At 41.3% G+C, this 24,777-nt stretch carries 25 protein-coding genes; 2 read left to right on the plus strand and 23 right to left on the minus strand.

What is annotated here, in order from left to right:
- Positions 1 to 36 precede the first annotated feature (36 nt).
- From FTT99_RS14695 to rpe, 9 genes are all read right to left on the minus strand, one after another.
- Entirely contained in the window at positions 37 to 405 is a 369-nt protein-coding gene (locus FTT99_RS14695; protein ID WP_180034571.1) for an SseB family protein, read from the minus strand.
- Between the two features lie 62 nt (positions 406 to 467).
- The gene (locus tag FTT99_RS14700) at positions 468 to 1,121 is read right to left on the minus strand and encodes a nuclease-related domain-containing protein (RefSeq protein WP_180048993.1); all 654 of its coding nucleotides are present in this window, start codon (positions 1,119 to 1,121) and stop codon (positions 468 to 470) included.
- Positions 1,122 to 1,159: 38 nt separating this feature from the next.
- Entirely contained in the window at positions 1,160 to 1,642 is a 483-nt protein-coding gene (locus tag FTT99_RS14705; protein WP_180130268.1) for a methylated-DNA--[protein]-cysteine S-methyltransferase, read from the minus strand.
- A 37-nt stretch (positions 1,643 to 1,679) separates the two neighbouring features.
- Positions 1,680 to 1,997 (minus strand): quaternary ammonium compound efflux SMR transporter SugE, encoded by a 318-nt coding sequence (gene sugE, locus FTT99_RS14710; RefSeq protein WP_111884830.1) that lies wholly within the window; start codon positions 1,995 to 1,997, stop codon positions 1,680 to 1,682.
- 55 nt (positions 1,998 to 2,052) lie between these two features.
- Entirely contained in the window at positions 2,053 to 2,370 is a 318-nt protein-coding gene (locus tag FTT99_RS14715) for a multidrug efflux SMR transporter (RefSeq protein ID WP_078191168.1), read from the minus strand.
- Between the two features lie 300 nt (positions 2,371 to 2,670).
- Positions 2,671 to 3,654: a copper resistance protein B gene (locus FTT99_RS14720; RefSeq protein ID WP_180161625.1), complete on the minus strand. Its 984-nt coding sequence runs from the start codon at positions 3,652 to 3,654 to the stop codon at positions 2,671 to 2,673.
- Positions 3,641 to 5,596 carry a multicopper oxidase domain-containing protein gene (locus FTT99_RS14725; RefSeq protein ID WP_180130264.1) on the minus strand — a complete coding sequence of 652 codons (1,956 nt, stop codon included), beginning with the start codon at positions 5,594 to 5,596 and terminating at the stop codon, positions 3,641 to 3,643. The genes FTT99_RS14720 and FTT99_RS14725 overlap by 14 nt, the downstream gene beginning before the upstream one ends.
- A gap of 46 nt (positions 5,597 to 5,642) precedes the next feature.
- On the minus strand, positions 5,643 to 6,158 hold the full coding sequence (locus tag FTT99_RS14730) for a hypothetical protein (RefSeq protein ID WP_180130262.1): 516 nt from the start codon (positions 6,156 to 6,158) through the stop codon (positions 5,643 to 5,645).
- A gap of 614 nt (positions 6,159 to 6,772) precedes the next feature.
- Positions 6,773 to 7,459, minus strand: a complete 687-nt coding sequence (gene rpe, locus FTT99_RS14735) for a ribulose-phosphate 3-epimerase (protein ID WP_180130260.1) — start codon at positions 7,457 to 7,459, stop codon at positions 6,773 to 6,775.
- A 605-nt stretch (positions 7,460 to 8,064) separates the two neighbouring features.
- Here rpe and FTT99_RS14740 point away from each other — a divergent pair.
- Positions 8,065 to 8,361 (plus strand): DUF2218 domain-containing protein, encoded by a 297-nt coding sequence (locus FTT99_RS14740; RefSeq protein WP_180130258.1) that lies wholly within the window; start codon positions 8,065 to 8,067, stop codon positions 8,359 to 8,361.
- A gap of 31 nt (positions 8,362 to 8,392) precedes the next feature.
- On the opposite strand, the gene FTT99_RS14745 is transcribed toward FTT99_RS14740, so the two are convergent.
- From FTT99_RS14745 to FTT99_RS14785, 9 genes are all read right to left on the minus strand, one after another.
- Positions 8,393 to 9,454 carry a M48 family metallopeptidase gene (locus FTT99_RS14745; RefSeq protein ID WP_180130256.1) on the minus strand — a complete coding sequence of 354 codons (1,062 nt, stop codon included), beginning with the start codon at positions 9,452 to 9,454 and terminating at the stop codon, positions 8,393 to 8,395.
- Positions 9,455 to 9,468: 14 nt separating this feature from the next.
- A complete protein-coding gene (locus FTT99_RS14750; protein ID WP_180130254.1) occupies positions 9,469 to 10,575 on the minus strand; it encodes a YjgN family protein in 1,107 nt (368 codons plus the stop codon).
- A gap of 130 nt (positions 10,576 to 10,705) precedes the next feature.
- Positions 10,706 to 11,551 (minus strand): S-formylglutathione hydrolase, encoded by an 846-nt coding sequence (gene fghA, locus FTT99_RS14755; RefSeq protein WP_180130252.1) that lies wholly within the window; start codon positions 11,549 to 11,551, stop codon positions 10,706 to 10,708.
- A 28-nt stretch (positions 11,552 to 11,579) separates the two neighbouring features.
- Entirely contained in the window at positions 11,580 to 12,971 is a 1,392-nt protein-coding gene (locus FTT99_RS14760; RefSeq protein WP_168378508.1) for a C13 family peptidase, read from the minus strand.
- A 125-nt stretch (positions 12,972 to 13,096) separates the two neighbouring features.
- Positions 13,097 to 13,915 (minus strand): class I SAM-dependent methyltransferase, encoded by an 819-nt coding sequence (locus tag FTT99_RS14765; RefSeq protein WP_218954533.1) that lies wholly within the window; start codon positions 13,913 to 13,915, stop codon positions 13,097 to 13,099.
- On the minus strand, positions 13,909 to 14,733 hold the full coding sequence (locus FTT99_RS14770) for an undecaprenyl-diphosphate phosphatase (protein ID WP_180008558.1): 825 nt from the start codon (positions 14,731 to 14,733) through the stop codon (positions 13,909 to 13,911). The genes FTT99_RS14765 and FTT99_RS14770 overlap by 7 nt, the downstream gene beginning before the upstream one ends.
- A gap of 12 nt (positions 14,734 to 14,745) precedes the next feature.
- Positions 14,746 to 15,411 (minus strand): tRNA (adenosine(37)-N6)-threonylcarbamoyltransferase complex dimerization subunit type 1 TsaB, encoded by a 666-nt coding sequence (gene tsaB, locus FTT99_RS14775; protein WP_180023100.1) that lies wholly within the window; start codon positions 15,409 to 15,411, stop codon positions 14,746 to 14,748.
- Positions 15,412 to 15,574: 163 nt separating this feature from the next.
- Positions 15,575 to 16,105, minus strand: coding sequence for a gamma carbonic anhydrase family protein (locus FTT99_RS14780; RefSeq protein ID WP_180130250.1), 531 nt, complete (start codon positions 16,103 to 16,105; stop codon positions 15,575 to 15,577).
- Between the two features lie 35 nt (positions 16,106 to 16,140).
- On the minus strand, positions 16,141 to 16,749 hold the full coding sequence (locus tag FTT99_RS14785) for a CoA pyrophosphatase (protein ID WP_180130322.1): 609 nt from the start codon (positions 16,747 to 16,749) through the stop codon (positions 16,141 to 16,143).
- Positions 16,750 to 16,875: 126 nt separating this feature from the next.
- Between FTT99_RS14785 and FTT99_RS14790 the strand changes: the two genes are divergently transcribed.
- Positions 16,876 to 17,424, plus strand: a complete 549-nt coding sequence (locus FTT99_RS14790) for an NUDIX hydrolase (protein WP_078192366.1) — start codon at positions 16,876 to 16,878, stop codon at positions 17,422 to 17,424.
- Between the two features lie 67 nt (positions 17,425 to 17,491).
- On the opposite strand, the gene FTT99_RS14795 is transcribed toward FTT99_RS14790, so the two are convergent.
- From FTT99_RS14795 to FTT99_RS14815, 5 genes are read right to left on the minus strand one after another with little or no spacing between them, the layout of a single operon-like run.
- The gene (locus tag FTT99_RS14795) at positions 17,492 to 19,507 is read right to left on the minus strand and encodes a hypothetical protein (protein WP_180130248.1); all 2,016 of its coding nucleotides are present in this window, start codon (positions 19,505 to 19,507) and stop codon (positions 17,492 to 17,494) included.
- 22 nt (positions 19,508 to 19,529) lie between these two features.
- Complete coding sequence (filE, locus tag FTT99_RS14800) at positions 19,530 to 20,879, minus strand: putative pilus assembly protein FilE (protein ID WP_180130246.1); 1,350 nt, start codon at positions 20,877 to 20,879, stop codon at positions 19,530 to 19,532.
- Between the two features lie 14 nt (positions 20,880 to 20,893).
- Positions 20,894 to 22,558, minus strand: coding sequence for an OmpP1/FadL family transporter (locus FTT99_RS14805; RefSeq protein WP_078192369.1), 1,665 nt, complete (start codon positions 22,556 to 22,558; stop codon positions 20,894 to 20,896).
- Between the two features lie 12 nt (positions 22,559 to 22,570).
- Complete coding sequence (locus FTT99_RS14810; RefSeq protein ID WP_180130244.1) at positions 22,571 to 23,770, minus strand: hypothetical protein; 1,200 nt, start codon at positions 23,768 to 23,770, stop codon at positions 22,571 to 22,573.
- A 60-nt stretch (positions 23,771 to 23,830) separates the two neighbouring features.
- The gene (locus FTT99_RS14815) at positions 23,831 to 24,664 is read right to left on the minus strand and encodes a C39 family peptidase (RefSeq protein WP_111884773.1); all 834 of its coding nucleotides are present in this window, start codon (positions 24,662 to 24,664) and stop codon (positions 23,831 to 23,833) included.
- Positions 24,665 to 24,777 lie beyond the last annotated feature (113 nt).

A 24,777-nucleotide genomic window follows, 5' to 3' on the forward strand; every position in this document is an offset into this window, starting at 1 on the left:
GCGTAGCCGCAGAGCCTTTGATTACACCTACAGTGTTCAAAGGCTTTGTTGTTTGGCAAACTCTAAAATTGCGTCGATCTCATCTGCCAAGAACTCTTTAGGATGTTCCGAAGTCGGGTTCATCACCAAGCTTGCGCCTTTGGTAATCGCAAATAATTTTTCAGCACTGATCATGACAAACTCTGCATCTGCACCAACATCCTGTTGTAGCATCTCAAGACTCAGAAAAAATGGAATGGCTTGCTCGCCTTGCTCCGTTTCCATCAATTGAAAATGTAAATGCTGCTCAGCATCACGCTCACCCAAACAATACACTTGGCTGGATAAAAGTTGCTGATAAAAGTCTTGGTATTGCTCAGGATGATCTAAAGTCGATTCATAAAGGTGTTGAAGCGTGTCGTTCATTGTTATTGTCCGTCTATTTTTATCATTCAGATACTGTTCACAATCCACAGCATACAGGAAGTTTATGAATTATGCCGTTGATTTAAATCTTCAACGTGCTGTCGATTTGTTTTCCACGATTTTTCTAAAATTTCTTTTTCTAAACGCAACTGTATTCGTTTAAGTTTCATTTCAGAGACCACGGGTTGCTGAAAGGTTTGAACATAGTCCACCCAAGCTGTACCCCGAAAAACATTCGACGGCATCTCTGTTTTAAACACTGCTTCAGGCATAAAAACAATCACAGAATGCATATTGTCTTTATCCACAATATCGCTCAACACCTGTTCTAACACTTTCATATGTTTATAATTTTGGTGAATTGGATTTTGAAATTTAAAACTTTTTTTATAAATTTTTTGCGTCCATTGTTTTTGTCTCTCGCTCCCAAAAATCCAGCCCTTATAGTTTTTAGTTTCAATCACAAACACACCAAATGGGCTTAACAGAAGATGATCAATTTGAGTTGTAGCTCCTTCGCCATCTGGTAAGGTCAAATCATTTAACAATATATAATGGTCTTTCAAATAAAGTTTGACATGAACGGCGACAGCAAACTCCCCCATTTTCCCCTTTAAATAAGGTTTAAATGCTTTGATTGCCCCCACAATCAGTAACAATGGAATTAGCCACCACAACGTCGAAATGAAGGGTGCAAAGATTTGAGAAATATTCATTAATTTGATTCATTATTTAAATAATTATATTTTCTATTTTATTGTAATTTCTCAATTTTTAACAATATTTCTTTATTTTCTAGACCACCCGCAAAACCCACTAATTTTCCATTCGCCCCCACGACACGATGACAGGGTGCAATAATTGAAATTGGATTTTTACTATTGGCTGCACCGACAGCACGTACGGCTTTGACATTGCCGATCTGCTCTGCAATTTGTTTATAGCTGCGAGTTTCTCCAAAAGGAATCGTCAGTAGAGCTTGCCAAACTTGTTGCTGAAATGCGGTGCCTTCAAAGTCTAGCGGCAAGTCAAATTGCTGTCTTTTACCTGCAAAATATTCATTTAATTGCTGTGCGGTTTTGAGCAAAATCGGGTGTTGCAGATCTTCAACCAAAGCCGCCAATCGCACACGATTTGGATTTTCATTTTCCCAAAGAACGGCCACCAATGCGGTTTCATGTGCAACAAGTTTTAGTTGTCCAACGGGCGAATCTAAAAACTGATAAGAAAATTGCATGACATACTCCAAGCTCGAAATCGCAGCACTTCATTATTCAGGAGGACGATAATTTCATCAAGACTAGTCCTGAAATAATCAGGACCGCAGCTAGCATGCGCATGGCATTTGCAGGCTCACCCAATACAACGATGCCGAGGATAAATGAACCCACTGCACCAATGCCTGTCCACACTGTATAGGCTGTACCCAGCGGTAAGGATTTCATTGCATAAGACAATAAAGCAAAACTTGCGATCATGAAAATAATGGTCAAAATACTTGGCGTCAGTTTGCTAAAGCCTTCAGAGACTTTCATACAATAGGCCCAAACCACCTCAAGTAATCCCGCTACAATTAATAAAACCCAAGCCATATTTTTACCCATAAAAAAAACACAGGGATCAATGACCGCTGTGCTTTAGAACATATTAACTTGAAGATAATTTCATCAAGATTAGACCCGAAATGATCAGTACTGCGGCTAACATCCGCATGGCAGTTGCAGGCTCACCGAGTATAAAAATACCCACGAGGAATGAGCCAATCGCGCCGATTCCTGTCCAAATGGTATAAGCTGTTCCCAGAGGCAACGTTTTCATGGCATAGGCCAATAAACCAAAGCTCAGGATCATAAAAAATAAAGTAACTAAACTTGGGCCAAGTTTTGTAAAGCCTTCTGAGAGCTTCATCGAATAGGCCCACACGATTTCAAAAATACCAGCGAATACTAGAACAACCCAGGCCATGATGCCTTCCTCCATATTAGTAGAGTCAGGTCGTCCTGACGATTTTTCTTACTGGCTTCGAACAAAGATGTAAGGGAGGTCGTTCCTCCTAATATTGTCTCAGTATAGCAAATATGCTGAATTTTAGTGCAGTCTTTACATTTTTTGACCAAATTCAGGGCGTTATTCAGTTAAGGAAAAAACTTGTGCAGATGAATTGCGCCAAAACATGGCATATCTTTTCAAAGGACAGATTCAGAGATAAAAAAGGCACCACCAAAACCAGTTGATGATGCCCTCTTTATTTGGTCTATTTTTCTATTAGAACTTCAGACGAAGGCCTGCGCCATACCACCAGTGTTTTTCACTTCCAGTTTCAGCTTGCCATGCCGTATGCTGATTTCCTTTTTCGTAGCTGTAAGCAACATCGATAAAGGGCATCAGCTTTTTATTGATTTCATAGCGTGTTTCTAGCCCTAGCCATACAGAACTGAGTCCTGTTTTTTGTGCATAAGCAGAGTCATCACTCAGCACCACATCTAGGTTCAAATATGGTTTTAAAATCAATTTTTGGGTCAGCAGCAAATCACGTTCGGTTTCTAAAGAAAAACTGACCTGTTTATCTGCACCAAGATATAAATAAGCATCGGTTTCAAAGAAATACGGTGCCAGACCATGCAAACCCACCACAGCATCTAACTGTTCTTTGTCCGTCACTTGATGTTCATCGACCCAATAACGCGCACCAATTTGCGCATCCCAAAAGTCGGAGATCATACGGCTATACATCAATTGAGCCGCATAATCTGCATCTTGAGATTCTGCTTTATCGGTATGTAGTTTGATAAAGAGCTTATTTTTATCGGTCCCGATTCGACTCTCAATTTCGGTCTTTAAACTTCCTCGGCCATCGACATTATATAGCCATCGATTGTCTATCTCAGTCGCTTGATAAATCTGTCCACCATGTTCACGCTTATGATCAACAGGGTGCTGCGCAGAATCAGCACGTGACGCAATAGATGATGCTTTTGCATGTTCTGCATGTTCTGCATGTTCTGCATGTTCTGCATGTTCTGCATGTTCTGCATGTTCTGCATGTTCTGCATGTTCTGCAGTATGCTCCATCTTGTTCGATTCGATCCTTGTTTGCATCACTTGATGCGACGAATCATGTGAGGAATGCGACTCATGTTGAGCTAACATCGACATGCTGTGATGTGCATCTTGCGCCATGGTCATTTGAGTGACCGATGCCAAACCTAAACTCAGTACTGTATATGTGCATGATTTAATGATGCGCATGAGACACCTCCTTTTTCGGCACAGATGCTGTTTTCGTATTCTCCGCGACATTTGCGACCACAAGTTTATTCATCATCCCTGCGGACATGTGATACAGCAAGTGACAATGAATCGCCCATTCCCCTAATTCATTGGCCGTTAACAGAGCCGTCACTGTTTTCCCCGGCGGCACAATCACCGTATGTTTATTTGGCATTTCAGAAGACACTTGCCCATTTTCCAATTGCATAAACATGCCATGTAAATGCATCGGATGCGCCATCATGCTGTCATTGACAAATTTCAGTCGGATTCGCTCACCATATTTCACTTTTAGTGGTTCAGCTTCGCTAAATTTTTTGCCATTCATGGTCCACATATAGCGTTCCATCGTTCCACCCAAATGAATGACTAAATCTTGCGTCGGTTCACGTGTATCAGGCTGTGGCGTTAACGCTTTTAGATCACTATATTGCAGTGCCTTATTACCAACAGGTGTTGAAGCATTGGCCCAACCCATAACCGTTGCTGAATTTTCAACTGCCTGCTTCTCCTCTTTAGACTGTGCATGTTCCATCGCTGTATGCATATCATGTTTCATGGATGAATGATCCATCACGCTATGATCCATATTGGCATGCGCTGAATCAGACATGTTCTGTTTATGCATCTCTGGATGTTGCATAGTAGTATGTGCAGTCACTGGAGAATGCTCCATGTCATGTCCCATAGCTGCATGATCATGAACTTGTTTCGGCTGAATATTTGATGGATTGACAGTATGCGCGCTGTGCTCATGAGCATTCGCTTGTTGGCTTGCTGAAGTTTGGGTTGAACCTGTAGCCATATGTCCCATGTTGCTATGGTCCATACCCGACATTGAACCATGGCCCATATCTTCCATGGTCAGCAAAGCGCGTGGCCGAGCTTTTGGCATGTGAATGCCTGAGTGCTGAGGCTGCGTTTCATCATGTAAAGTGCCTATCGCAAATCCTGTCCGATCAATCGACTCAGCCTCTATCTGATAGTGCGCAGATTTAGGCTCTACGATCACATCATAGGTTTCCGCAGCACCAATTCGGAATTCATCGACATTGACCGGCTTGACCGCTTGGCCGTCTGCACTGACCACCGTCATTTTGAGCTGAGGAATGCGCACATCAAAAAACGACATGGCCGCAGCATTTACAAAACGAAGTCTGACTTTTTCATTGGGCTTAAACATCCCCGTCCAGTTCTGCTGTGGTGTTTTGCCATTCACTAAAAACGTATAACCCGTGACATCAGACAAATCCGTTTTCAGCATTCGCATCTGATTCCACATCGAACGATCTTGCCAAGTGTTTTTTAAACCTGTTCGTTGAATTTGCGTCCATACATCTGAAACTGTTTCACGCTGATTTTGATAGTATTCGGCAGACTTTTTCAGATTTGCCATAATCTGAGCGCTAGATGATTCATGAAAATCCGACAACATGACCACATAATCACGTTGAGTCTGTTCATGTGCGGCAAGTGCTTGTTTACCTTTCGGATAAATTACCAAAGCGCCATACAATCCGTCTTGTTCTTGGCCTTTGGAATGCGCGTGATACCAATAGGTTCCGCTTTGACGGACTTTAAATTTGTAAGTAAAGCTACCGTCGGGCTGAATTTCATTGAAACCATTAAAACCGGGTACACCATCCATTAAACCGGGCAGTAATAGACCATGCCAATGCACCGAGGTATTTTGTTTTTTGAGCTGATTATGTACATGGATGACCGCATCATCGCCTTCTTCAAACTCCAGTAAAGGCGCTGGAAACTGACCATTGACGCTGATTTTCTTGACCGCTTTACCAGTCAAATTGATGGTCTTTTCATCAATATTCAGATGATATTCTTTAATGGCTGCAAACGCCCACGTTGGAGACAGCAGACACACCCCGAGCACGAGGCATGATTTAGATAAATTAGACATGACTTAACCTTTATAAAATAACGAAAAAACGTATTTAATACTCAGGTTAAGCTTGCGGAGGTCTTAGAATTTCTTGCCAAAAGCCTTTTAAATGCTGTCCAGCAAAAATGAAACGAGGAGGTTCTGCATACTGATACACATGGAAGGTCTGCAATGCGACCAAGGCGCTATCGACATAAGAGGTACTGATTTGGCAATGTGCGAGTGTACAGTCCTGACAGTCTGTACTTTGTGTTGTTGAATGATGCACCTGACCATCTTGCAGTGCAGATGGCGAATCTAAAGATTGATGACAGTCCATCATTGAAATGACTTCAGGTGTCGTCTGCTTGCCATGATGTGCTGCATGCTCTGGAACAGCTTGCCGCTGATTTTGATGGCAATTTGCTATATTTAAATGTGAAGGATCAGTATGTGCTGCATGAACTGATGCCTGATGGGCATTCGCAGTCATCATTTGTTGATGTTGAAAATTTTGCTGTGCACTGACCACACTGCTCCACCCCATGACAAACGCCATGAGCCAAGCAAAGCCAAGATGCTTACGCAAAAAATTGAACAATTTAGTTTCCTAATTCAACCCAATGATGCACTGTGACAATATATCCCTATTAACACATCTTTAGAAACATCACGCGATCGGCTCAGCCGAAATCCACATGAAACACCATGAAGATATTATTTACGATTCAAATGCAATCACATGACATTTGTATCAACATGACATGCAGCTCGACCGATTTATCCATCATGAACGATACATTCAGAAATATCTAAAAGCACTATCTAGTGCGATCGATGATGTGTTTTGCCAGTCGCAGCTTATCTCAATTGTTGCTAACAGCATAATTAATTGTGCAGTTATTCACAACAGTTTTAAATTTATTGCGCTGTCATAAAAATCAGCGCATAACGTCCTGTTAAAACATAAAAGTTATTTTTTAAACTGATTAATTATTTACCACAGATTAATAAACATACAGCATTTCAAACACTTTACCCCATAAAAAAAGGACTCAATTGAGTCCTTTTTATACTTAATACGTCTAATTATTAAACCATTGATGCACAATCGTTTATAATTTATCCAAGTTATCCATATAGTTATCTACACAGATATCCATACGGTTATCCATATAGTTATCCACAAGCGAGGAATAACTTATACCCAAAGGCTTAAGCCTCTTGAGCATGCACTTTTGCCAACTCTGAACGCATGTCATCAATCACAGCTTTATAATCAGGCTTACCAAAAATCGCTGAACCTGCAACAAACATTTCTGCACCGGCTTCAGCAATATCACGAATATTGGCTGGAGTAACACCACCATCCACTTCTAAGCGAATATCACGACCTGAAGCATCAATAATTTTTCGTGCTTGACGCAGCTTTTCCAAGGTCATTGGAATGAACTTTTGACCACCAAAACCTGGGTTCACACTCATCAACAAGACTTGGTCAACTTTATCTAAAACGTAGTCTAAATAATGCAGAGGTGTCGCAGGGTTAAACACCAAGCCCGCTTGCGCACCGCCAGATTTGATTAACTGTAAAGAGCGGTCAATGTGGTCAGTCGCTTCTGGGTGGAAAGTGATGATATCTGCGCCAGCTTCCAAGAAATCACCAATCATACGGTCTACCGGTGAAACCATTAGATGTACATCAATTGGCGCCTTAATGCCGTATTTTTTCAATGCCTTACAAACGCCCGCACCAAAAGTTAAGTTCGGTACATAATGATTATCCATGACATCGAAATGAACAACATCTGCACCGGCTTCTAGAACGTTTTCAACTTCTTCACCTAAGCGCGCAAAGTCTGCTGACAAAATTGAAGGTGCGATTAAGAATGGCTTGGACATGAAAAACCTAGCTTTGAAAAGGGAGTGATTGACGCATTATAGCAAATTGTCCCCCTATTCGCTGCCCACGCCCTCAGTCGTTTTTTCGATACTGATGATTGATATCTCTATAACAAAAAAACCTAGGATGAACTGATGTTACGCAGTAATATCAGAAGCGAAATTTGATTCAAATAAAAAACGATACGCGGTAACGTCATCCGCAATTGTTTGAGATAGCACGACTTCTCATCAAATTTTTTTTTGCAATACTTTAAATAAATAGACGTTAGAGAGCGAGTTTTGCGGTGAGGAGCATTGCTCCGCAAGATGGTTTCCTTGCGAAGCTTCGCTTCTCATTTTGCCTAATGAGAAACATCGTTTCGTAAGAGTACCTCCAGCCGAAGGCTAATCCCTTTATTTAAGTCCTAGATGTAAGACTCCGTCGAATTGACTTAAATATCATTTTAAAAAATGCAAAATTATTTTTTGCTTACGTAACATCAGTGATTAATATGGATAAAGATCTCAGGGATAGAAACACAGCGTTGCATATTTAGACTTAACGAGCATCTATGTACTTTGCTAAGTTAAAGGACTGACGGCTTAATAATAAAATTGCATTTATGAAAAGTTCAACACAAATCACCACCGCTCAAGCAGCACGTGTTGCTAAGCGCTTAGTCAATCATTGGAAACATAAATTTGAAGTCAATGAACAGCTCATTGGAGAAAATACTGCATTCAAGATTCAACTGCCCTCTGCTGAGGTCAGTCTTTTACCACAAGTTGCATTTTTAGATGTGGTGATTTCAGCCCAAGATCCAAGTGCAAATCTAGATCAATTGGAACATGTGGTTTTAGATCATTTGATCCGCATGGGGCGAGAAGAACTCAGTGCAACATGGCAACGTGAACCGTAGTCTACGTGGCCATATTGTTAATTCCTTTCACTCAATGCTGATGTGATTGATAATTTCTGACTGCATCAATACGGGCTTTCGTGGCTGGGTGTGACTCAAAGAAATCTGTCCAAGATCTCTGATCTTTGGCAGTTCCATCCTTTGCACCTTCCTCTTTTGTTGTTTCACCATCAGCTTCATCTTCCATACGTTGTAAGAAGTTTGCAAAATGTGCCGTTGGAATTTGATGTTTTGAAAGTTGTTTTAAGGCATATAAATCTGCTTCAGATTCAAAGTCTCGTGAGTAGCTCGCACCCACCGCAGCTACCGGTAAACTGGTGAGAATATCTGAACCATCTCCTGTTATCATCAACAAAATAATACTGATGCCTAAACCTGACAAACTTTGCTGCAAACTATGGCGTTGAACTAAATGCCCCTGCTCATGTGCAAGTACACCTATGAGCTCATAATCATTTTTCGCTAATTTAACCAACTCATCTGTCACGATAATGGTGTTATTGGGTATCGCCAATGCATTTGCACCGATGCTGCCACCACCGCGGAATAACAACTTCGCAGGACGATTTTCAGCCACCAATTGTTGATATTCTTGCTTCAACTTGTCTTGACGTGCTTGTGGCAATTTTGTGGGTTCAGTCATATCGATAATATATTTTTCCGCCTGATCCCCCCAACTCTTTAACGCTGTCTCAGGCAGTTGATTGGCCACCACATGTGATGCCGCAGGAATGCCCCATTTAATCAATAGAAAAGCAAAAGCCACCACGAAAATCACACTAAAAATGATTAAGGAGGGTGAACGCTCCAACTTCCAAATCGAATGCCAACGCGACTTTACGTCGAGATTAAACCACTCTGGCAAGGGTTGATGAAACTCTAAACGAGCATCGTCCTTTAACTCGATCACTGGCTGAATATCACCTAAAGCACCGATCAGCGTCATATCTTGATAGGTGTAGTGCTGCGTTTGTTCTAGGTCTTGACCATAACGCACAATCACAGCATGTTCCCCATCTGCACTGATTTGAGCAACAAAGGGTTTTGACACTTTCCCATCATAATAGGTTGCATTCACTACTGATGTTTTCATGTAATTCACCTACGTTATAAGGAAATATCTAGGTCAAAAATATCGGATAATTCTTCAGCAATCGCATTGTGATCTTGCTGCATTTGATTGTGTAATTGGTCAGGATCATCGACCAACATTAAGTGCAAAGATTCAGTCTGATATTTATATAGTCGTACAACTGCCCATGGTGTCAGTAAACCGAGGCTAATCACTTTAGCCAACCAATTACTCAAGACAATCCATGCATAACGCCATTGATTACAGTCCGTATGAAACTGACTGCGGCTCAACGTGGTGTTATTCCAAGTGGTAATAAAAATACGTGCAGCTGTGAGTGGCCAAATAAACATATAGCCAATCAAATACATCCCAAAAATGATGAAGACATAAGATGCGTCATTTAAACCATCTGAACTACCAAACAGTATTGCAAAGATTACTGCCAGCAATGCACCAAAGCCAATAAACAGAAATAAAGGCACATACATGGCACGCATATAATCGCCCCACGTATTATTCAGATTAAATTTCAACTGACCCATATACAAATGATTCAGACATTCACGTTTATATAGCCAGACCGCAACTGGTGTAAACAAACCAAGGGTAAAGACAACCACCGCAAGACATTTGACAAAACACCAATACGCGCTTTTATTCGTCCCTGAAAAAAAGAATCGGCTATTACTAAACTTACTGTTACGGGCGCGGAAACGAATCGTAGATCGAATAAGCCAAGGAACCGCAAAGAAGATCAGGACAAAGCCCGCTAAGAAAGCTTCCCAAGAATAATTTATAGCAAAAGAGAAACCACCATAGACCACTAGCGCAATGATTCGCCCGACTAAAATTTTTGTAGGCAAACCGGTAAAGTCAAAACGACGCTGAAACACCCAAGTATTACCATAAAAATAACGTAAACGGCGGACCTTTGCCCAAGGCGCATAAAGTCCAAGCGTGACAATCGTCAGTAAGATATTCACGATCCAAATACCGAAATATTCAGACGCATTACCTTTAAACCTAAAATGATAATTTCGTCCCAAAATATCAGCCTGTTCTGTCTCACCAAATAGACTCGGTGGATTCATTACGGGCAGCTCTGGCGGAAGCGGCGTTTCAATTTGTGAATTTTGCATAAGTACCCTAAATTATTTTTTTTGGTATGTCGAATTTATTCATTTGCATGGCAATGCTCATCACCATGCTTTATTTATACGTATATCAAAGCAAGCTATGCCTCAACACTTTTAACCACTGGCTTTTAGATTAATGAACTACTGTTTGCAATTGGACAGCGTGAAATTGCAAATGATCATCCATAAAACTTTGAATAAAATAATAACCATGATCATAGCCTGCATGTTCACGCAGTTCGAGTGGCTGCCCAACTTGCTCACACGCTTGCTGAAACAACGCCGGATTTAACTGGCTATAAAATTGATCATCAATGCCTTGGTCAATCAAAATGGCTTTAAACAAAGCCCCTTTTGTTTGCACTAAAGCTGTTGCATCATGCTGAAGCCACTGCTGACGATCTGAACCTAGATATTGACTAAAGGCTTTTTCACCCCATGGACACTGACTCGGCGCACAAATCGGTGCAAAAGCAGAAACCGATTTAAACAGGTCAGGATGCTTCAACGCTAAAGTTAATGCACCATGACCGCCCATACTATGTCCGAATATGCCAATCGCACCTTTTTGTACCGGAAATTCAGCCTGTACCAGCGAATACAATTCTTCAGTAAGAAAACGTTCCATTTGATAATGCTCGGCCCAAGGTTGTTCCGTTGCATTAATATAAAAGCCTGCGCCCTGCCCAATATCCCAATGATCGCCTTGCGCTACCTGTTCCCCACGTGGAGAAGTATCAGGGCTGATTAAAATCAGGCCAAGCTGCGCAGCTAAACGCTGTGCATGCGCTTTAATAGCAAAGGTTTCTTCAGTACAGGTTAATCCCGCTAAATAAAACAATGCAGGACACGCTTGGCCTTGCAAGGCTGCTTCTGGCAGAAAAATACCAAACTTTGTTGGGGTTTTTAGACTTGAAGAATCCAATTGATAAATGCGCTGCTCACCCGCAAAACAGGTATTTCGTTGTACTAATTCCATGATCTTTATCCTAAACTTTTTTGATCTTTTAAGGCGTAACCGTCGTAGCCGGTGCAGTAGTCGTCGGCGGGAACAATCGTTGTTCTAATTGAGGCAACATTAATGCCATGTTTTTCCCCATCGACCACTGTGGTTCAGAAGGTTCGAAACCTTGCGCTGCTTCCCATTTCGCTACAGTCGCTTTGGTTTCATTAAATGCAGCTTGAATACTGGTCTGCTCACGCATCGCCTGATCAAAGAACGCACGGCCAAAATAGGTGTATTCAGCTTCATTCGAACAGCCAAAAGACTGACGATCTGCTGCCGATGCAGTAATGATTAAAGTATTATCATTTTGCAGTGCTGGAATAAAACTGCCTGAATAACATGAAGAAATGACAATCACACGCCAACGAATTCCGGATGCATCCAAGGCTTCTTTTAACCATTTAGGATCGACTTGCGCCAAATCCAAAGGTGCATTTTCCATTTCAAAGACATTCGGTAAACCGTGTGAGGTCATATATAAAAATAAGACGTCACTTTCTCGGTTCATCTGCTGACCAATACGACGCAGTGCCAACTCCATACTGGTTTTAGATGCCAGCGGAATTTCAGTGCGCGTTGCAGGGTTATTGATAAGCTCAACCGAACGCCCATAGGTGCCAAAACGTGTATCAAACTGTTCTTTAATCCGTTCAATTTCCAGTTTAAAGACATCTTGATAACTCGCACCTGCCACCCCTAAGAAGTACCAATGGGATTGGGCAAATTCACCATATTCCACTGCGTCTAAAGATTTATTGAGCAAACGGCTTTGTGCATAAAATGCATCTTCAGCAAAGCTTGGAGGAACTTCTTCAACTTTCCAAATCGGCTGATCTTTGACTGAGACTTGCCACACGACCAAAGTAAATAGCGTCGCACCCATAATCAGTGCACGCTCCCACCATGGCCATTTCAGCTCACGTGAAAACACCCAAACGACAGCCAAACTTTGCCAAACAAATAGAATAATGAATAACGTTGGAATGTAGTCATACAGAAAGTATGGGAGAAAATCGAGATCTCCCAAATATTGAATCAAACATTGAAACAACATGATGTGCGTATCAAGCACCAACCAGAGCAATGCTGGGACCAACATTAACCGTGGATTATTCACACGTTGTGACAGGAAAATCCCCACAATTAAAGCAATAAATGGCCACAATGCGTAGCTAATGAGACCTTGGGCATTAAATTCGCCAATACGCCCCGTGCTGAGCCAACTAAATAAACTGTTGGCACAACCACCTAAAATCCCCCAAAACACCAATTGTAAAATCGATGGTCGAACGATTTGTAAAGAACGACGAGACCCCAAAAATAACCACATCCCCGCAGTTTGGTTGCTTTTAAAATCATGCCAAAAATTGATGGAGGGTTTGAAATCAATCATAGAGTTCTGATGGTGGCCTTGGCTCGCTTAATTGCACAAATAATTTTATGCCTGATGTCGTTTTTAGCAATGCTATTTTTTAACTATATAACAAATCTTTGAACAATATTGAAGCAAATATCATTTTAAGGCACAAGATCATGTTGGAAATATGCATCAAAGCGACAAGCATCACCTTGCCACTGGTGTTGTGGCTCTTGATTCGCTAAAAAAACCGCCAATCGTGGACGTTTAACCACAACACGTTTAGCAATTTTTTGTGCTAAATCCAGTAAATTATCACCTAAATCCATTTCGCCATCTTCAGGTAACAGCAAATGCAATAATTGCATTTGTTTTTTGACCTGAGCTTGCTTTTTGACGGCTTGCTGGTTTTGGTCTCGCTGCGGAAACATCGGATCGAGATAAACCACATCAAAGATTTGATTGGTCGTCGATAAATTTTTCAAATAGTCTGCCGAATCTGAAAAGACCAATTCAATTCGAGCTACAACCGAACTTAAAAATGCATCTTGCTGCGCACGTTGATGTGAGTCTTCCAATAAGGTAAATAAAATTGGATGACGTTCCACAAGGGTCACATGAGCACCCAAATGTGCCATTAAGAGACTGTCGTGCCCTAACCCTGCGGTTGCATCTACAAGCTGTGGTTTTTCAGCCAAATTACACGCACGTGCAATCATCTCAGACTTTAAGGATGCTCGCTTTAAACGCCCCACTTCTGCTTTCCAATCGGGTTGCATCTTCATGCCATTGGCCGCTAACCACAAACCATCTGCATCGACACACAAACTGAGTTCAGGGTTTAAACGTAAAAAACGCGCGTTTAATTTTTCAATTAATTCAATATTTACAGATACGCCACGTGAAGAAAGCACAGCAGAATACTGCTGTGCTTTCTCATGAAACTCTTGTTCTGTGTATAAGCGGATTTCGCTTACCATAATTTCCAGCCTGTAAATGCGAACAATAAAATCAATAAACCTGAAACAATTCGATACCACGCAAAAATCATGAAATCACGTTTTGCCACATAAGCGACAAGCGCACGAATCAAAAGTAATGCCGAGACAAACGAAACAATCAAACCGACTGCAATCACAGTCCAATCTTGAGTGCCTTGAAATACATCATAGCTTTGATATAAATCCAGCAAACCTGCACCGACAATAACCGGAATACCCAAAAAGAATGAAAACTCAGTGGCTGCTTTACGAGAAACCCCTAAGAACATGGCACCAATAATAGTCGCACCTGAACGTGAAGTCCCTGGAATTAAAGACAAAACTTGAATTAAACCAATCCAAATCGCATCTTTAATGGTTAAATCTTCTACTTCTTTGGCACGCACTTGCGGTGGATTTTTTTCGATCCAAATAATGATCAAACCACCGATAATCAACCCCATAGCAATCGCAATGTTATTGAACAGCAGTTCTTTCACCGTCTGACCAAACGTCAAACCAATCAACACGATTGGAATCGAAGCGAGAATTAAGCCAAAACCTAAACGGCGACCTTTTTCTTCACCCGTCACCATACCGGTTGCTGCGCCCCACAGGCGGCCCCAGTATTCATAAATCACCGCCGCAATCGCACCCATTTGAATTGCGATCACGAAAACATCACTTTTTTCTTTGGTCCAAAAGTTCATTAATTCTGAAGCCAGAATTAAATGCCCTGTACTTGAAATCGGTAAAAATTCGGTAATACCTTCAACAATACCCATGATTGCCGCTTTGAGCAGCAGTAGAAGATCCATATATAACCCTAATTATGGCTTGCCTTGTTCTGAAATTTTCTTCCAGGCGTTATCTCGTAAATATACGGGCAATGCAAGTTCAGCACTCACCCATGCTTTTCTTTGCGCCGCTTCGCGGGCAATAGTAGCAATATCTTGTGCTGTTGCACTTAAGTCTTTGTATTGTGTTTGTTCTGATTGAATGAGCTCACTACCAGAACCCACGACAGTAAATTTGATCTGTGGTGTGGCATCTGCGTAACTTAATAGTTGTTCTTCATCTACAGCCTGCATAATGCCATTGGCATCGAGTTGATAGCTTGCGATATACACTTCTTGCATGCGAGCATCAAGGACTGCTGTTACTTCAGTCAAACCATGTAGACGATGCGCCGCTTGAGCCAAAGCTTGCAAAGTCGAGACTGGAACAACAGGTACGTCATTGGCCCATGCCAAAGCCTGTGTTACCGCTGCATTAATACGAACACCACTAAATGAGCCAGGCCCACGACTAAATGCAATTGCATTTAAATCCGCTAACTCAATAGCAGTTTGATTAAGCCCTTGCTCAATCATTGGGAGAATGGTTTGCGTCTGCGCTTTTGCCCGTAAATCGAGTTGAAAATAAAGCTCTTGAGTTTCATCTACAATCGAGACGGAACACTGCTCATTGGCAGTTTCCAATGCCAGTAATTTCATGCGCAACCTTAATTAAATTTAATCTTAAAAAACGTTGAATATGATACTCCACTCCATCGCAGTTCGCGAGATTTTCCACCTCAGACACAGCGCTTTCTGTATTTAATCTATAAAAAGAGCCTCGACAAACGTCGAGGCTCTTTTGCTTGCCATATATAGCGTTCTAAAGTTCAGCGACTTCGAGTTGAGTAAAATGTTTAAAATGAGCGGCATAGTGCATGGCACTCATTTTTAGACGTGCTTCCGCTTGTTCATCTAAAGTCTTAACAACTTTACCCGGTGACCCCATCACAACAGAATTATCCGGAATCACCTTCCCTTCTAGAATTAAAGCATTCGCACCAATGATGCAATTTTTACCAATCACAGCATGATTTAGAACCACGGCATTGATTCCAATCAGACTATTATCTCCTACGGTACATCCATGTAGCATGGCTTGATGCCCAATCGTGACATAATCGCCAATGATCATTTCAATGCCCGCATCGGTATGCAGCACCGCATTTTCTTGTACATTGGTAAAATCACCCAGTTTGATACGACTGTTGTCCCCTCGAATGACGGCTCCGAACCAGACACTCACTTCTCGGCCTAATTCAACTTGCCCAATGACCGTTGCATTTTCTGCAACCCAACCATCCCAAGGTTGATGCGTGGCTTTCGGGCTATATCCTTGAAATTTGTACAACATGATCAAACATCCTATTTTGACTTTCTAAAAATGATTTATGGCTCACGGCCCAAATGAAATGAAGGAGAATTTAATAAAAAAGGCCATTCTTTTTGATAATTCAGACCATATTGAAATAAGGAAATCAGCATCCGTGCAGTCAAGCCCCATACGATTTCGTTTTCGATTCTTAAACTGGGAAAATAAAGCGATTGGTGGGCAAAACGAACTTCATATGGCGTTGGCGGTGTTTCTAAAAGCTGTCTTAATGATGCAAAAAAAATACGGTCAATTTCAGTTGGTTGAGGTATTAAATTTACGTCAGGTGGGATCAATCCCACGATCGGTTTAACCAACATCCCATTCCGAGCGTTTTGCATCGGTAAATCACCCAAAAGCTGCACATCAAATGGATTTAGAGCCGTTTCTTCCTGAGCTTCTCTTAACGCCACCACGATATTACTGGTGTCTTGGGCATCACGTTTGCCACCGGGAAAGGACACTTCACCGGCATGATTATTCATATAGAGCGAGCGGCGGGTCAATAAAATACGTGGATTATCTTCTTGGGTAATCGCAATCAATACAGCAGCATGCGCAGGTTGAATACGCTTAGAAAAACGTAAACTTTGCTGCAATCGCTGAGTCAATAAACCCTTATCCATCCACATTACAACCTTATAATTATCTTGTTTTCATCATAGCTGAATTTCGGCCAAGCTGGTTAGAAATGATGCCAAAGTTTTATTTTTAAGTTATTCTGACGGTTCACACAATCCATGACGATGAATATGAACTTTTGCTCAAACTGCGGACAAAAAACAAAAGAAGCGATCCCGCTTGGAGATCATCAGATACGCCGTATTTGTACCGCATGTGGGTTTATTCATTATGTGAATCCTAAAGTCATTTGTGGTGCTTTAGCCGTTTGGGACAATCAAGTTTTACTTTGCCGTCGAGCGATTGAGCCACGCTATGGGCTGTGGACATTACCCGCTGGCTATATGGAACTCTATGAGACAATGGAGCAAGGCGCAGCACGTGAGACTCGCGAAGAAGCCGAAGCAGAAGTCAACATTGAGCAACTGTATTGCATGTATAACATTCCCCGTATTGGGCAAATTTATGCCTTGTTCAAATCTGAATTAATCAATGGAGAATTTGGTGCGGGTGATGAAACCATTGAATCACGATTATTTAGCGAAGAAGATATTCCTTGGGATGATTTAGCCTTTCCTAGTGTGGAAAGAACGCTGCGGCATTATTTTGCTGACCGCAAAACAGGTCAGTTTGAAATGCATCTCGAAACCCTTGGTACGCGACTCGATCACACAGGTTAATTTGCTGGCCGCATGATTAAAAAAGCCCATCACTGATGGGCTATTTTATTTTACTCATATTTGAAGATTATTTAGCCTTGATGGTGTAACACGGGGCCAATTCTAAAGAAATATCACCACCGCTTAACTTCGCCGTTTGAGCCGCAGCAGTATCATTTGGATTCTTTAAGCTATAAATATAACTAAAGCTGGCCAAACTATTCCCCCACTTCACCACTTTATTATCCGAATCTGTCAAAGCAACGCCAGAGGGACGTGTGCCTGCATTGGCATTAATCATATTGTGTAACTGCACTAAAGCACCGCCTACAACCATTGATGTATCCGCTGAAGTTTTCACACTTGAGTTCATTCCAATCAGCGCGCCATCAAGCGTATGGAAATATGGGTCAGCTAAAATCATACGAATCGAAATGGTATTTGGATTGATATTTCCTTCAGGCGTAAAGGTACGGGTTGTCGTTCCGATACGATATTGCTGTACACCTTTGTCATCTTTCATTAACAGTGGGTCAAGCACATCTTTTCCGCTACAGCCTTCCGTCGCGTGTGTAGACAAGTCGACAATTTGGCTATCTTGACGAGTAAATACATCGTCTGGCACGCCAGATTTTATATTTGTGCGAATATCACCATTACGGTCAATCACCACACCCAATTTCACTGTTTTAATCGAAGTATCGGTAAATTTAAAGGTTAAATCTGCATACAACGGGAAGATATAATTTTGTCCAGTAGCAACATTTTCAACAGACTTAAAGACTTTTTTGTCTAAATACGACAGCGGATAAAGCTTGTATAAATCCATCGTGCCTTTAAATTGCACTTGGTTAATGTTTTGCTCCCAAAGACCTAATTTTTTCTTATCATCGGCCGTCAGAACATAATCATCTTTTTTAGCCATTAACGTTTTATATAAACTTCCACCTGTACCGACCACCATTTTGTCGGCAAGTAGCGTCCCTTGTTTAATAATCAAAGGGCCAGAGTTGGCTTCTTCTGCATCAAAACGGAAACCCAGAATGCCAGGTTTATCAATTTGCTTGGTAAGCGGATCGATCCAATTGTCCTGTGGCGTTGCTGTTAAACGTGTTGGTCGAACCTGCGTCAAGAGCAAGACATTCACACCACCAATGGTACTCAACTGTTGATCAACTTTGCCCTTCCACTGTAAACCACTACCAAACGTCATACCTTGGCGGTCCGTCATTAACATGAAATGACCAAATAAATTGACTTTTGAACTATCGGTCGGCAAACATTCATTTTTGTCACAGCCGACCAGTCCATTTGAACCACTGGCATTGGTAATTACGCCATCAGTTGAAAATAACGCAAACTCAGGCTGATATACCGCAGCCGTTGAGATATTCATGAGTTTTGAAACTAAGGTAAATGCATTTTCATTGCTGACTTCGGACAGGTCTAGCCAAGGTGTAAACAAGTCATTAAATTCCGTATCTGAACTGATACTGAAATCTGCTGTCGCGACATTTCGAGTGATTTGATCAATCGATACTTTATCTGCATTGTTAATATAAACCGCTTGGATATCTGTAGCTGTAACTGCGCTATTATTTTTCAAAGCCAAGGCTTGAATAATTTTGGCTAAACGCATGGCCACTTTAACTGTTGCGTCGGTATTTGAAATCGTTGCAGCAGGTTTACCCGCGATGCCGGCAGCCAAATCCAATAAGGTCAAACGTGGGGGTGTCGTGCCACTGGCTACATTTGAAATTTGTTTCAAATCTACTTTACCCAAATCAATTCGACGTGATTTTTCACCTTGGACAAAGAAAGTCACCGTATCGCCAATTTTACAGGCACCTGTCGAAACACCTTCTTTTAGATCAAATAAAGTAATGTAGGTATTTTTAACGTCGCTCGAACAATTAAAATTCAGACCTTCAATTGGATAATCTAAAACGAACTCAACACAGCCTTCGGTATTACTTTTACAAGTACCATTGGTCGTACTGGTATCATAAATTTCAGGATTCACATTTGCACTTTCACCGCCACAGCCACTGAGCGCTGCAACCAATGCCGTTAAAGCAAACGGTAATAAAATTTTATTTTTCATCCTAATTCTCTTTCTTATGTCCTTAACGGATTGCTGTTAATTTAAGTTGGCCTTGATTGGTTAATACGCGGTCATCGACGTCAATTGCTGTTGCTAAAGGCGTTAAGAATAAATACTGGCTACCTTTAGGCACTTGAATCACGCCTTCAATTTTTTCATGGTAAAGATGATCCGCTTCACCTTGGTTATTTTTGAATCCACCTGCGCCTTCCATGACACATCCATTTTTGTCTAAAAATACCGCAAATGGCCAATAAAATGTAGGATTTTGTACTTTGGATGCAAATGAATGTATACGAATATTTTGTAATGGTGATTTTAGTTTTACGACTTCATAGTCAAATTCGTCAGATAATGGTGCTCGAGGCCATAAGTTAATATCTTGAGCTAAGTCGAGCTCTTTGGCTTTCTTCATTTTTTTATTCGAAAAACATTGCTGACCTAAACCTTGAATGGTGTCAGCTTGTGACACCCGATAATATGATGTGGCTAAAGTGATTGGGCCTGTATCTTCGGGTTGATTACGTTTAAATAAATTATCAATGACGGAGCGACTGACACCTTTTTCACGTTCAATGGTTTGCATCCGCGTTTGCCCCATCTTGCTATCAATAACGCCTTCGGGCATGGTGTAAAAGCGCTTTTTGCCTTCTAAGTTAAACTCTTTATCTTCAAGATATTCATTATTGACATACTTTTCACCAGCCATCGTCGAAAAGCCTTGCTCTTGTTTTGCCTTAGCCGATTGTTTTGAAGGATGATTTTCTAAGTTTTCACCTGAAATTTGTACGGATTGATCAGTGCTAACTACTTTCTCAGTAAGGAGCTTTTTGTCGACGATAGATTTATCTTTTTCAGCTAGAACTTTGGACTGATACGCTTCACGAGGTTGGGTTAGCTCTGATTGCTGTAACTTATCTGTCCATGTAGTTGAAGGTACAACTTTTGCTGAAATATCTGACGCTTGTACTGACTTTTCAGATTTGGGAACTTTACCCCCTGAGACGTCTTTAATTTTATCTACTGTGACAGCTTTAATTTCATCACGTTTTTCCGGCTCGCGTATACTTAAACGTTGAGACTTTAGTGGTTCAACAGCCTGTGCTGTTGGACTCGTTTGACGTGTCATCGGTGTTTTGGTTTGAGACGGACTAATGCTTACGGATGGTTGAATAATTTGTTGTACAGGTTGAGAGTCTATCGTTTTAGCAGTTGGACTTTCTTTAGGTTTCTTTGCTGGTTTTTCTTGCACTTGTACCACCATTGGGCGCCCATCTGGCCCAATAATGGTATGAAACGCCCCAGCGTTGGTATACGACACTTGCACCACAGACAGTGCAAGTAACGTTTTTATGAATAAAATCCTTTTCATTCTGTCTGCTTATCCTACCAACGAGTTCTGTAATTTAATCCTAGGATGGTGATTTTCGTATCGGTTTTTACATTCAGTCCAGCATATGGGTTTAAAAGTAAGTTATTCACACCGGTTAAGTTTGCAAGACTACTAGTATTCGCTGGAATGTTATCTTTACTGCGTAAAAAGCCGATTGATAAATCTAAATCCGTATCTGCATCAAAACGATATCCAATCCCCATACCAAAGAGCTGCGCACCATTAATTGGGACCATGGTATTTCGCTTACCATCAGGAATAGAGGTACTCCTTGGTTCATAGCCTGCACGTAATTTCAAACGGTCTGTTGCAGAATATTCAATACCAATACCCCAGTTCCAAGGCGATGTAAATTTCAAAGGTAAGGCCAAAGAATTATCGGTCACATTTTCAGATAATAATTTTGCAATTTTCAGCGCTGAAATTTGACGGTCGAATTCAAAACGGAATTTGTCCCAAGCACGATAATCGGTCCAGCCCACATCAAAATTGATTTGTAAATCAGGCATGACCTTATACTTGATCCCGGCCTGTACGTGCTGTGGATACTCAAAATCCATCGAAACCAAACCCGACTCCGAGTTAGGCACGGCATTTGGGAAACCTAAAATGGCAGCTAAAATTTGACCTGTTGGAGATGACATTAATCCCTTAATCATCTCCTGAGGCGCTTTTGCATTATGAATGCGATAACGGCCTTTCATGCGCATTTTCGCAGCGCTTTGGTACACCATACCAAAACTAAAATCTTCGCGTGGCTCCCACAAAACCCCTAAGTTATAACTTGGGCTCAGTGACTGCTCTAAAGCCAATTCCATCTGACCAAATTTGCCAAATGGATTCATCCCTTCTTCGGTATTACACATTCCCAATAGCAAGATGTCGGTAATAATGTCCGAATTTTCTTTGAATGGCGTACAGACGACTTCATCAATCATCCTTAACATGCCGATCAACTCATTGGGAAATCGCAGGTCAGATTTCAATCCAATGGCTTGATAGGACATCCCTACACCACCACCAATCGATAACTCATCACTAACTTGATAACCCACAGTTGGCGATAGATAAGTAATACGCTCTAGAGCAACTTGTTGCCCCATGAAATTACCTGGGTTGCCATTTTCAGCACCAAAACCCGCAATCAAAGGCGCATAAACGGCTGATGCAAATGTTGCTTTAGAACCTGGTGGATTGTAGGCAATTCCCATCGTTGGCGCGGCAATGGGTTGTCCGGCACCAAAATCCACCATCTTTTTTAAGACAGGTACATATAGGGATGCATATTCAACATCACCAGAAACCTTATCTTTAAAGTCCGTACATATATCTGCCGTTACTTCAGGGCCATCATTACAGACCATTGGGTCATCAGAATAACCAAAGACGTTATAACCCGCAGGAACGGTAAATTCACGTTGAATATCAAAGTTTGCAATGATCCCCTGCATATCGGTTTGCAAACCTTCAATTTTGGTTAATGCTGCAGGGTTAAAATGCACGGCACTAATCCCCGGAGGATCAGCAGTCACTGCATTACCTAATGCAAGTGACCTTACATCAACTGAAAGGTTGGTACCCAATTGTGCAAAAGCAGCACTAGAACAGCCCGTTAAAACGATCGCACTAACAAGTGGGCTGAGTCGAATTTTACGCATACGACAGCCCTCTTAACGAAGTTTTTTTCCAAAACCTAGGATATCTAACGGGAAAGACAGTCCTAAAGACACATCTGGTGCATCTTCAGTTAAACCTAGCCCCACCGTACCATTCACAATCGTATCTGGAGATACACGTACACCTAAAGAAATCGCTAGAGTTGAGCTGGTCTGGTCTGCAGGTGAATAGGATTCGCCACTGCTATACGTAAATTCAGCGCCGGTATTGAAACTTTGTTGATATGACATGGTGAGGGAAACATCGTAGTTAAACGAGTATGCAAAACCGAATGCAAAACCGCCACTAATTCCCGGTTCAAATTCTTCAATGACACGTGTACCACGACGTTGGTTTAAACCCGTTTCTTTGAAACCATAGTTGGCTGAGACAGATGCAAACAACACAACGGGGTCAATATATTTACGCGTACTCGCACCGATACCTGCCGAATAGTAACCTTTACCTGTTGCTAGATCATTTACCGCGTTGACTTCATATGGACTATCACCTGTTTTCGTAGACAAGTTACCAAATAAAATCAGTGGTAAACGACCTTGCTTCAATGGGAAGGGTTCCCAACGTGCGCCTAAAGAAATATCCCCTAATCCAGCAGTTGAAGTATCTTTTAATAAATCAGTTTTCGCCACTAAAGGCACAGATGCAGAGAATGTCAAATTGTCCATTACACCGTATTGCACGGTAAATGTATTGGTCATTGAGTGTGTTGCATTTTCTTGTACACGGAGTTGATAAAGTTGGCCTTGTGCCATTTCCATATCAAGTTGAGTATCACGGTAATAGGTATAATCGATATCGTAAAAAGATGATATTTCACCTTTTTTAATCAATGAATACTGACGTTCATTCGAGCTAAATACTTCCTGTAAGTTAGCTTCTTGACTCGCATCACCCTCTTGCTGTTGAAGTGCTGTCGATGCCTTTTCAGTGGCAGTAGCACTTTCGACTTGTGGTGCCTCAGATTGTACTGGCTCTTCAACAGATTCATACTGTCCAATTTCAGACTCGGCAGCAGCTTCTTGTGCAGTATCAGCTTGGTTTACAATAGCAGGAGATACAGACTCTTCTACGACTGTCTCTTGTTCAACTGGGTCATATTCTCCAAGGCTTGGCTCTTCAGCTGCATAGGCAACCCCCATCACCACCTGAATACTCATGGTTAGTAGTGTTTTGTTCATCCATTTACGATTCATGTTCCTTCCCACCGTTGTTATTTTTTTAATCCTGACACTTTGTTATACGCTTTCATCTAATTATTTACTCTTGTAGTAAAGCCTTAGAAAGTTATAATTCGATTTACCATAAGACTCCGACTCTTCATTCATGTTTTTATCAAGTCGTATCGTAGATGCCTTGTCTGCAATTTTTTCCATGTAAAACTGCGGATATTGAATATCAACCAATGCATAACGGTTCACGGTTGCATCTTCAACATGTCGCAAGTCTGAATCTTGCAAAGCTAATAAATTTTTACGTTGCTCAGGCGCAACGTTGATTAAGAATAATGTGTTGTTTTCCCATATTTCTTGGAATCTAACTTCATCGAAACTGATATTGCCCAGTGCTGGATCTGCAACATAAACACGCCCATCTTTATAGGCTTTAAAAACCACAAAATGTTTAAAACCAGCATATGAAATAGGAACAATCGCAGGCTGACCTTGCTTAACTAGATCTGAAAACTCACCTTTGTAGCCCCCACTGTCTAGCCCCACAGCAGCGACAAAACGTTTCATGTCTAATAAGGAGAAACTTCGACGTTCGATGATTTTTTCAGTTTCACCAAATTTCAGCAAACCATTCATGGTCTGTTGCTCAGTTAGCTGTGTCCCGACATAACCATTTAATAAAGTGGTTAAGGCTGCTGAACCACAACTGTAGTCATAAGCTTGCCGAACGATGCCTCGAAATTGATCTTCTATGGCAGGTTTAATTTTTACAGATTCACGGTGCATCCGAGTAAAGGAATCATTTCGTGAATCCAATGTTTCGGTATAGTGAACTGTTCCGACTGGCTTTTCTTTTAAATCAAAGGACTCTTTGGCAAAGTAATACATCAATGCCGAGCCTACTGCTATCTCTAACATATCTTCTAACTTTTAGTTATCGGCAATGATGTGCCTTTTTTCATTATTTTTTAGAGCTATTGCTCTACATCCATGTATTATGCAAGATACCTTTTTTTTTATAAAAAAACAGC

Source organism: Acinetobacter sp. YH12040 (assembly GCF_013420005.1).
GTDB lineage: Bacteria > Pseudomonadota > Gammaproteobacteria > Pseudomonadales > Moraxellaceae > Acinetobacter > Acinetobacter amyesii.

What these genes read in the sequence shown, in the direction of transcription:
- FTT99_RS14695 (WP_180034571.1), bottom strand. Translation starts at nt 405, where the DNA reads ATGAACGACACGCTTCAACACCTTTATGAATCGACTTTAGATCATCCT.
- FTT99_RS14700 (WP_180048993.1), bottom strand. Translation starts at nt 1,121, where the DNA reads ATGAATATTTCTCAAATCTTTGCACCCTTCATTTCGACGTTGTGGTGG.
- FTT99_RS14705 (WP_180130268.1), bottom strand. Translation starts at nt 1,642, where the DNA reads ATGCAATTTTCTTATCAGTTTTTAGATTCGCCCGTTGGACAACTAAAA.
- sugE (WP_111884830.1), bottom strand. Translation starts at nt 1,997, where the DNA reads ATGGCTTGGGTTTTATTAATTGTAGCGGGATTACTTGAGGTGGTTTGG.
- FTT99_RS14715 (WP_078191168.1), bottom strand. Translation starts at nt 2,370, where the DNA reads ATGGCCTGGGTTGTTCTAGTATTCGCTGGTATTTTTGAAATCGTGTGG.
- FTT99_RS14720 (WP_180161625.1), bottom strand. Translation starts at nt 3,654, where the DNA reads ATGCGCATCATTAAATCATGCACATATACAGTACTGAGTTTAGGTTTG.
- FTT99_RS14725 (WP_180130264.1), bottom strand. Translation starts at nt 5,596, where the DNA reads ATGTCTAATTTATCTAAATCATGCCTCGTGCTCGGGGTGTGTCTGCTG.
- rpe (WP_180130260.1), bottom strand. Translation starts at nt 7,459, where the DNA reads ATGTCCAAGCCATTCTTAATCGCACCTTCAATTTTGTCAGCAGACTTT.
- FTT99_RS14740 (WP_180130258.1), top strand. Translation starts at nt 8,065, where the DNA reads ATGAAAAGTTCAACACAAATCACCACCGCTCAAGCAGCACGTGTTGCT.
- FTT99_RS14745 (WP_180130256.1), bottom strand. Translation starts at nt 9,454, where the DNA reads ATGAAAACATCAGTAGTGAATGCAACCTATTATGATGGGAAAGTGTCA.
- FTT99_RS14750 (WP_180130254.1), bottom strand. Translation starts at nt 10,575, where the DNA reads ATGCAAAATTCACAAATTGAAACGCCGCTTCCGCCAGAGCTGCCCGTA.
- fghA (WP_180130252.1), bottom strand. Translation starts at nt 11,551, where the DNA reads ATGGAATTAGTACAACGAAATACCTGTTTTGCGGGTGAGCAGCGCATT.
- FTT99_RS14760 (WP_168378508.1), bottom strand. Translation starts at nt 12,971, where the DNA reads ATGATTGATTTCAAACCCTCCATCAATTTTTGGCATGATTTTAAAAGC.
- FTT99_RS14765 (WP_218954533.1), bottom strand. Translation starts at nt 13,915, where the DNA reads ATGGTAAGCGAAATCCGCTTATACACAGAACAAGAGTTTCATGAGAAA.
- FTT99_RS14770 (WP_180008558.1), bottom strand. Translation starts at nt 14,733, where the DNA reads ATGGATCTTCTACTGCTGCTCAAAGCGGCAATCATGGGTATTGTTGAA.
- tsaB (WP_180023100.1), bottom strand. Translation starts at nt 15,411, where the DNA reads ATGAAATTACTGGCATTGGAAACTGCCAATGAGCAGTGTTCCGTCTCG.
- FTT99_RS14780 (WP_180130250.1), bottom strand. Translation starts at nt 16,105, where the DNA reads ATGTTGTACAAATTTCAAGGATATAGCCCGAAAGCCACGCATCAACCT.
- FTT99_RS14785 (WP_180130322.1), bottom strand. Translation starts at nt 16,749, where the DNA reads ATGGATAAGGGTTTATTGACTCAGCGATTGCAGCAAAGTTTACGTTTT.
- FTT99_RS14790 (WP_078192366.1), top strand. Translation starts at nt 16,876, where the DNA reads ATGAACTTTTGCTCAAACTGCGGACAAAAAACAAAAGAAGCGATCCCG.
- FTT99_RS14795 (WP_180130248.1), bottom strand. Translation starts at nt 19,507, where the DNA reads ATGAAAAATAAAATTTTATTACCGTTTGCTTTAACGGCATTGGTTGCA.
- filE (WP_180130246.1), bottom strand. Translation starts at nt 20,879, where the DNA reads ATGAAAAGGATTTTATTCATAAAAACGTTACTTGCACTGTCTGTGGTG.
- FTT99_RS14805 (WP_078192369.1), bottom strand. Translation starts at nt 22,558, where the DNA reads ATGCGTAAAATTCGACTCAGCCCACTTGTTAGTGCGATCGTTTTAACG.
- FTT99_RS14810 (WP_180130244.1), bottom strand. Translation starts at nt 23,770, where the DNA reads ATGAATCGTAAATGGATGAACAAAACACTACTAACCATGAGTATTCAG.
- FTT99_RS14815 (WP_111884773.1), bottom strand. Translation starts at nt 24,664, where the DNA reads ATGTTAGAGATAGCAGTAGGCTCGGCATTGATGTATTACTTTGCCAAA.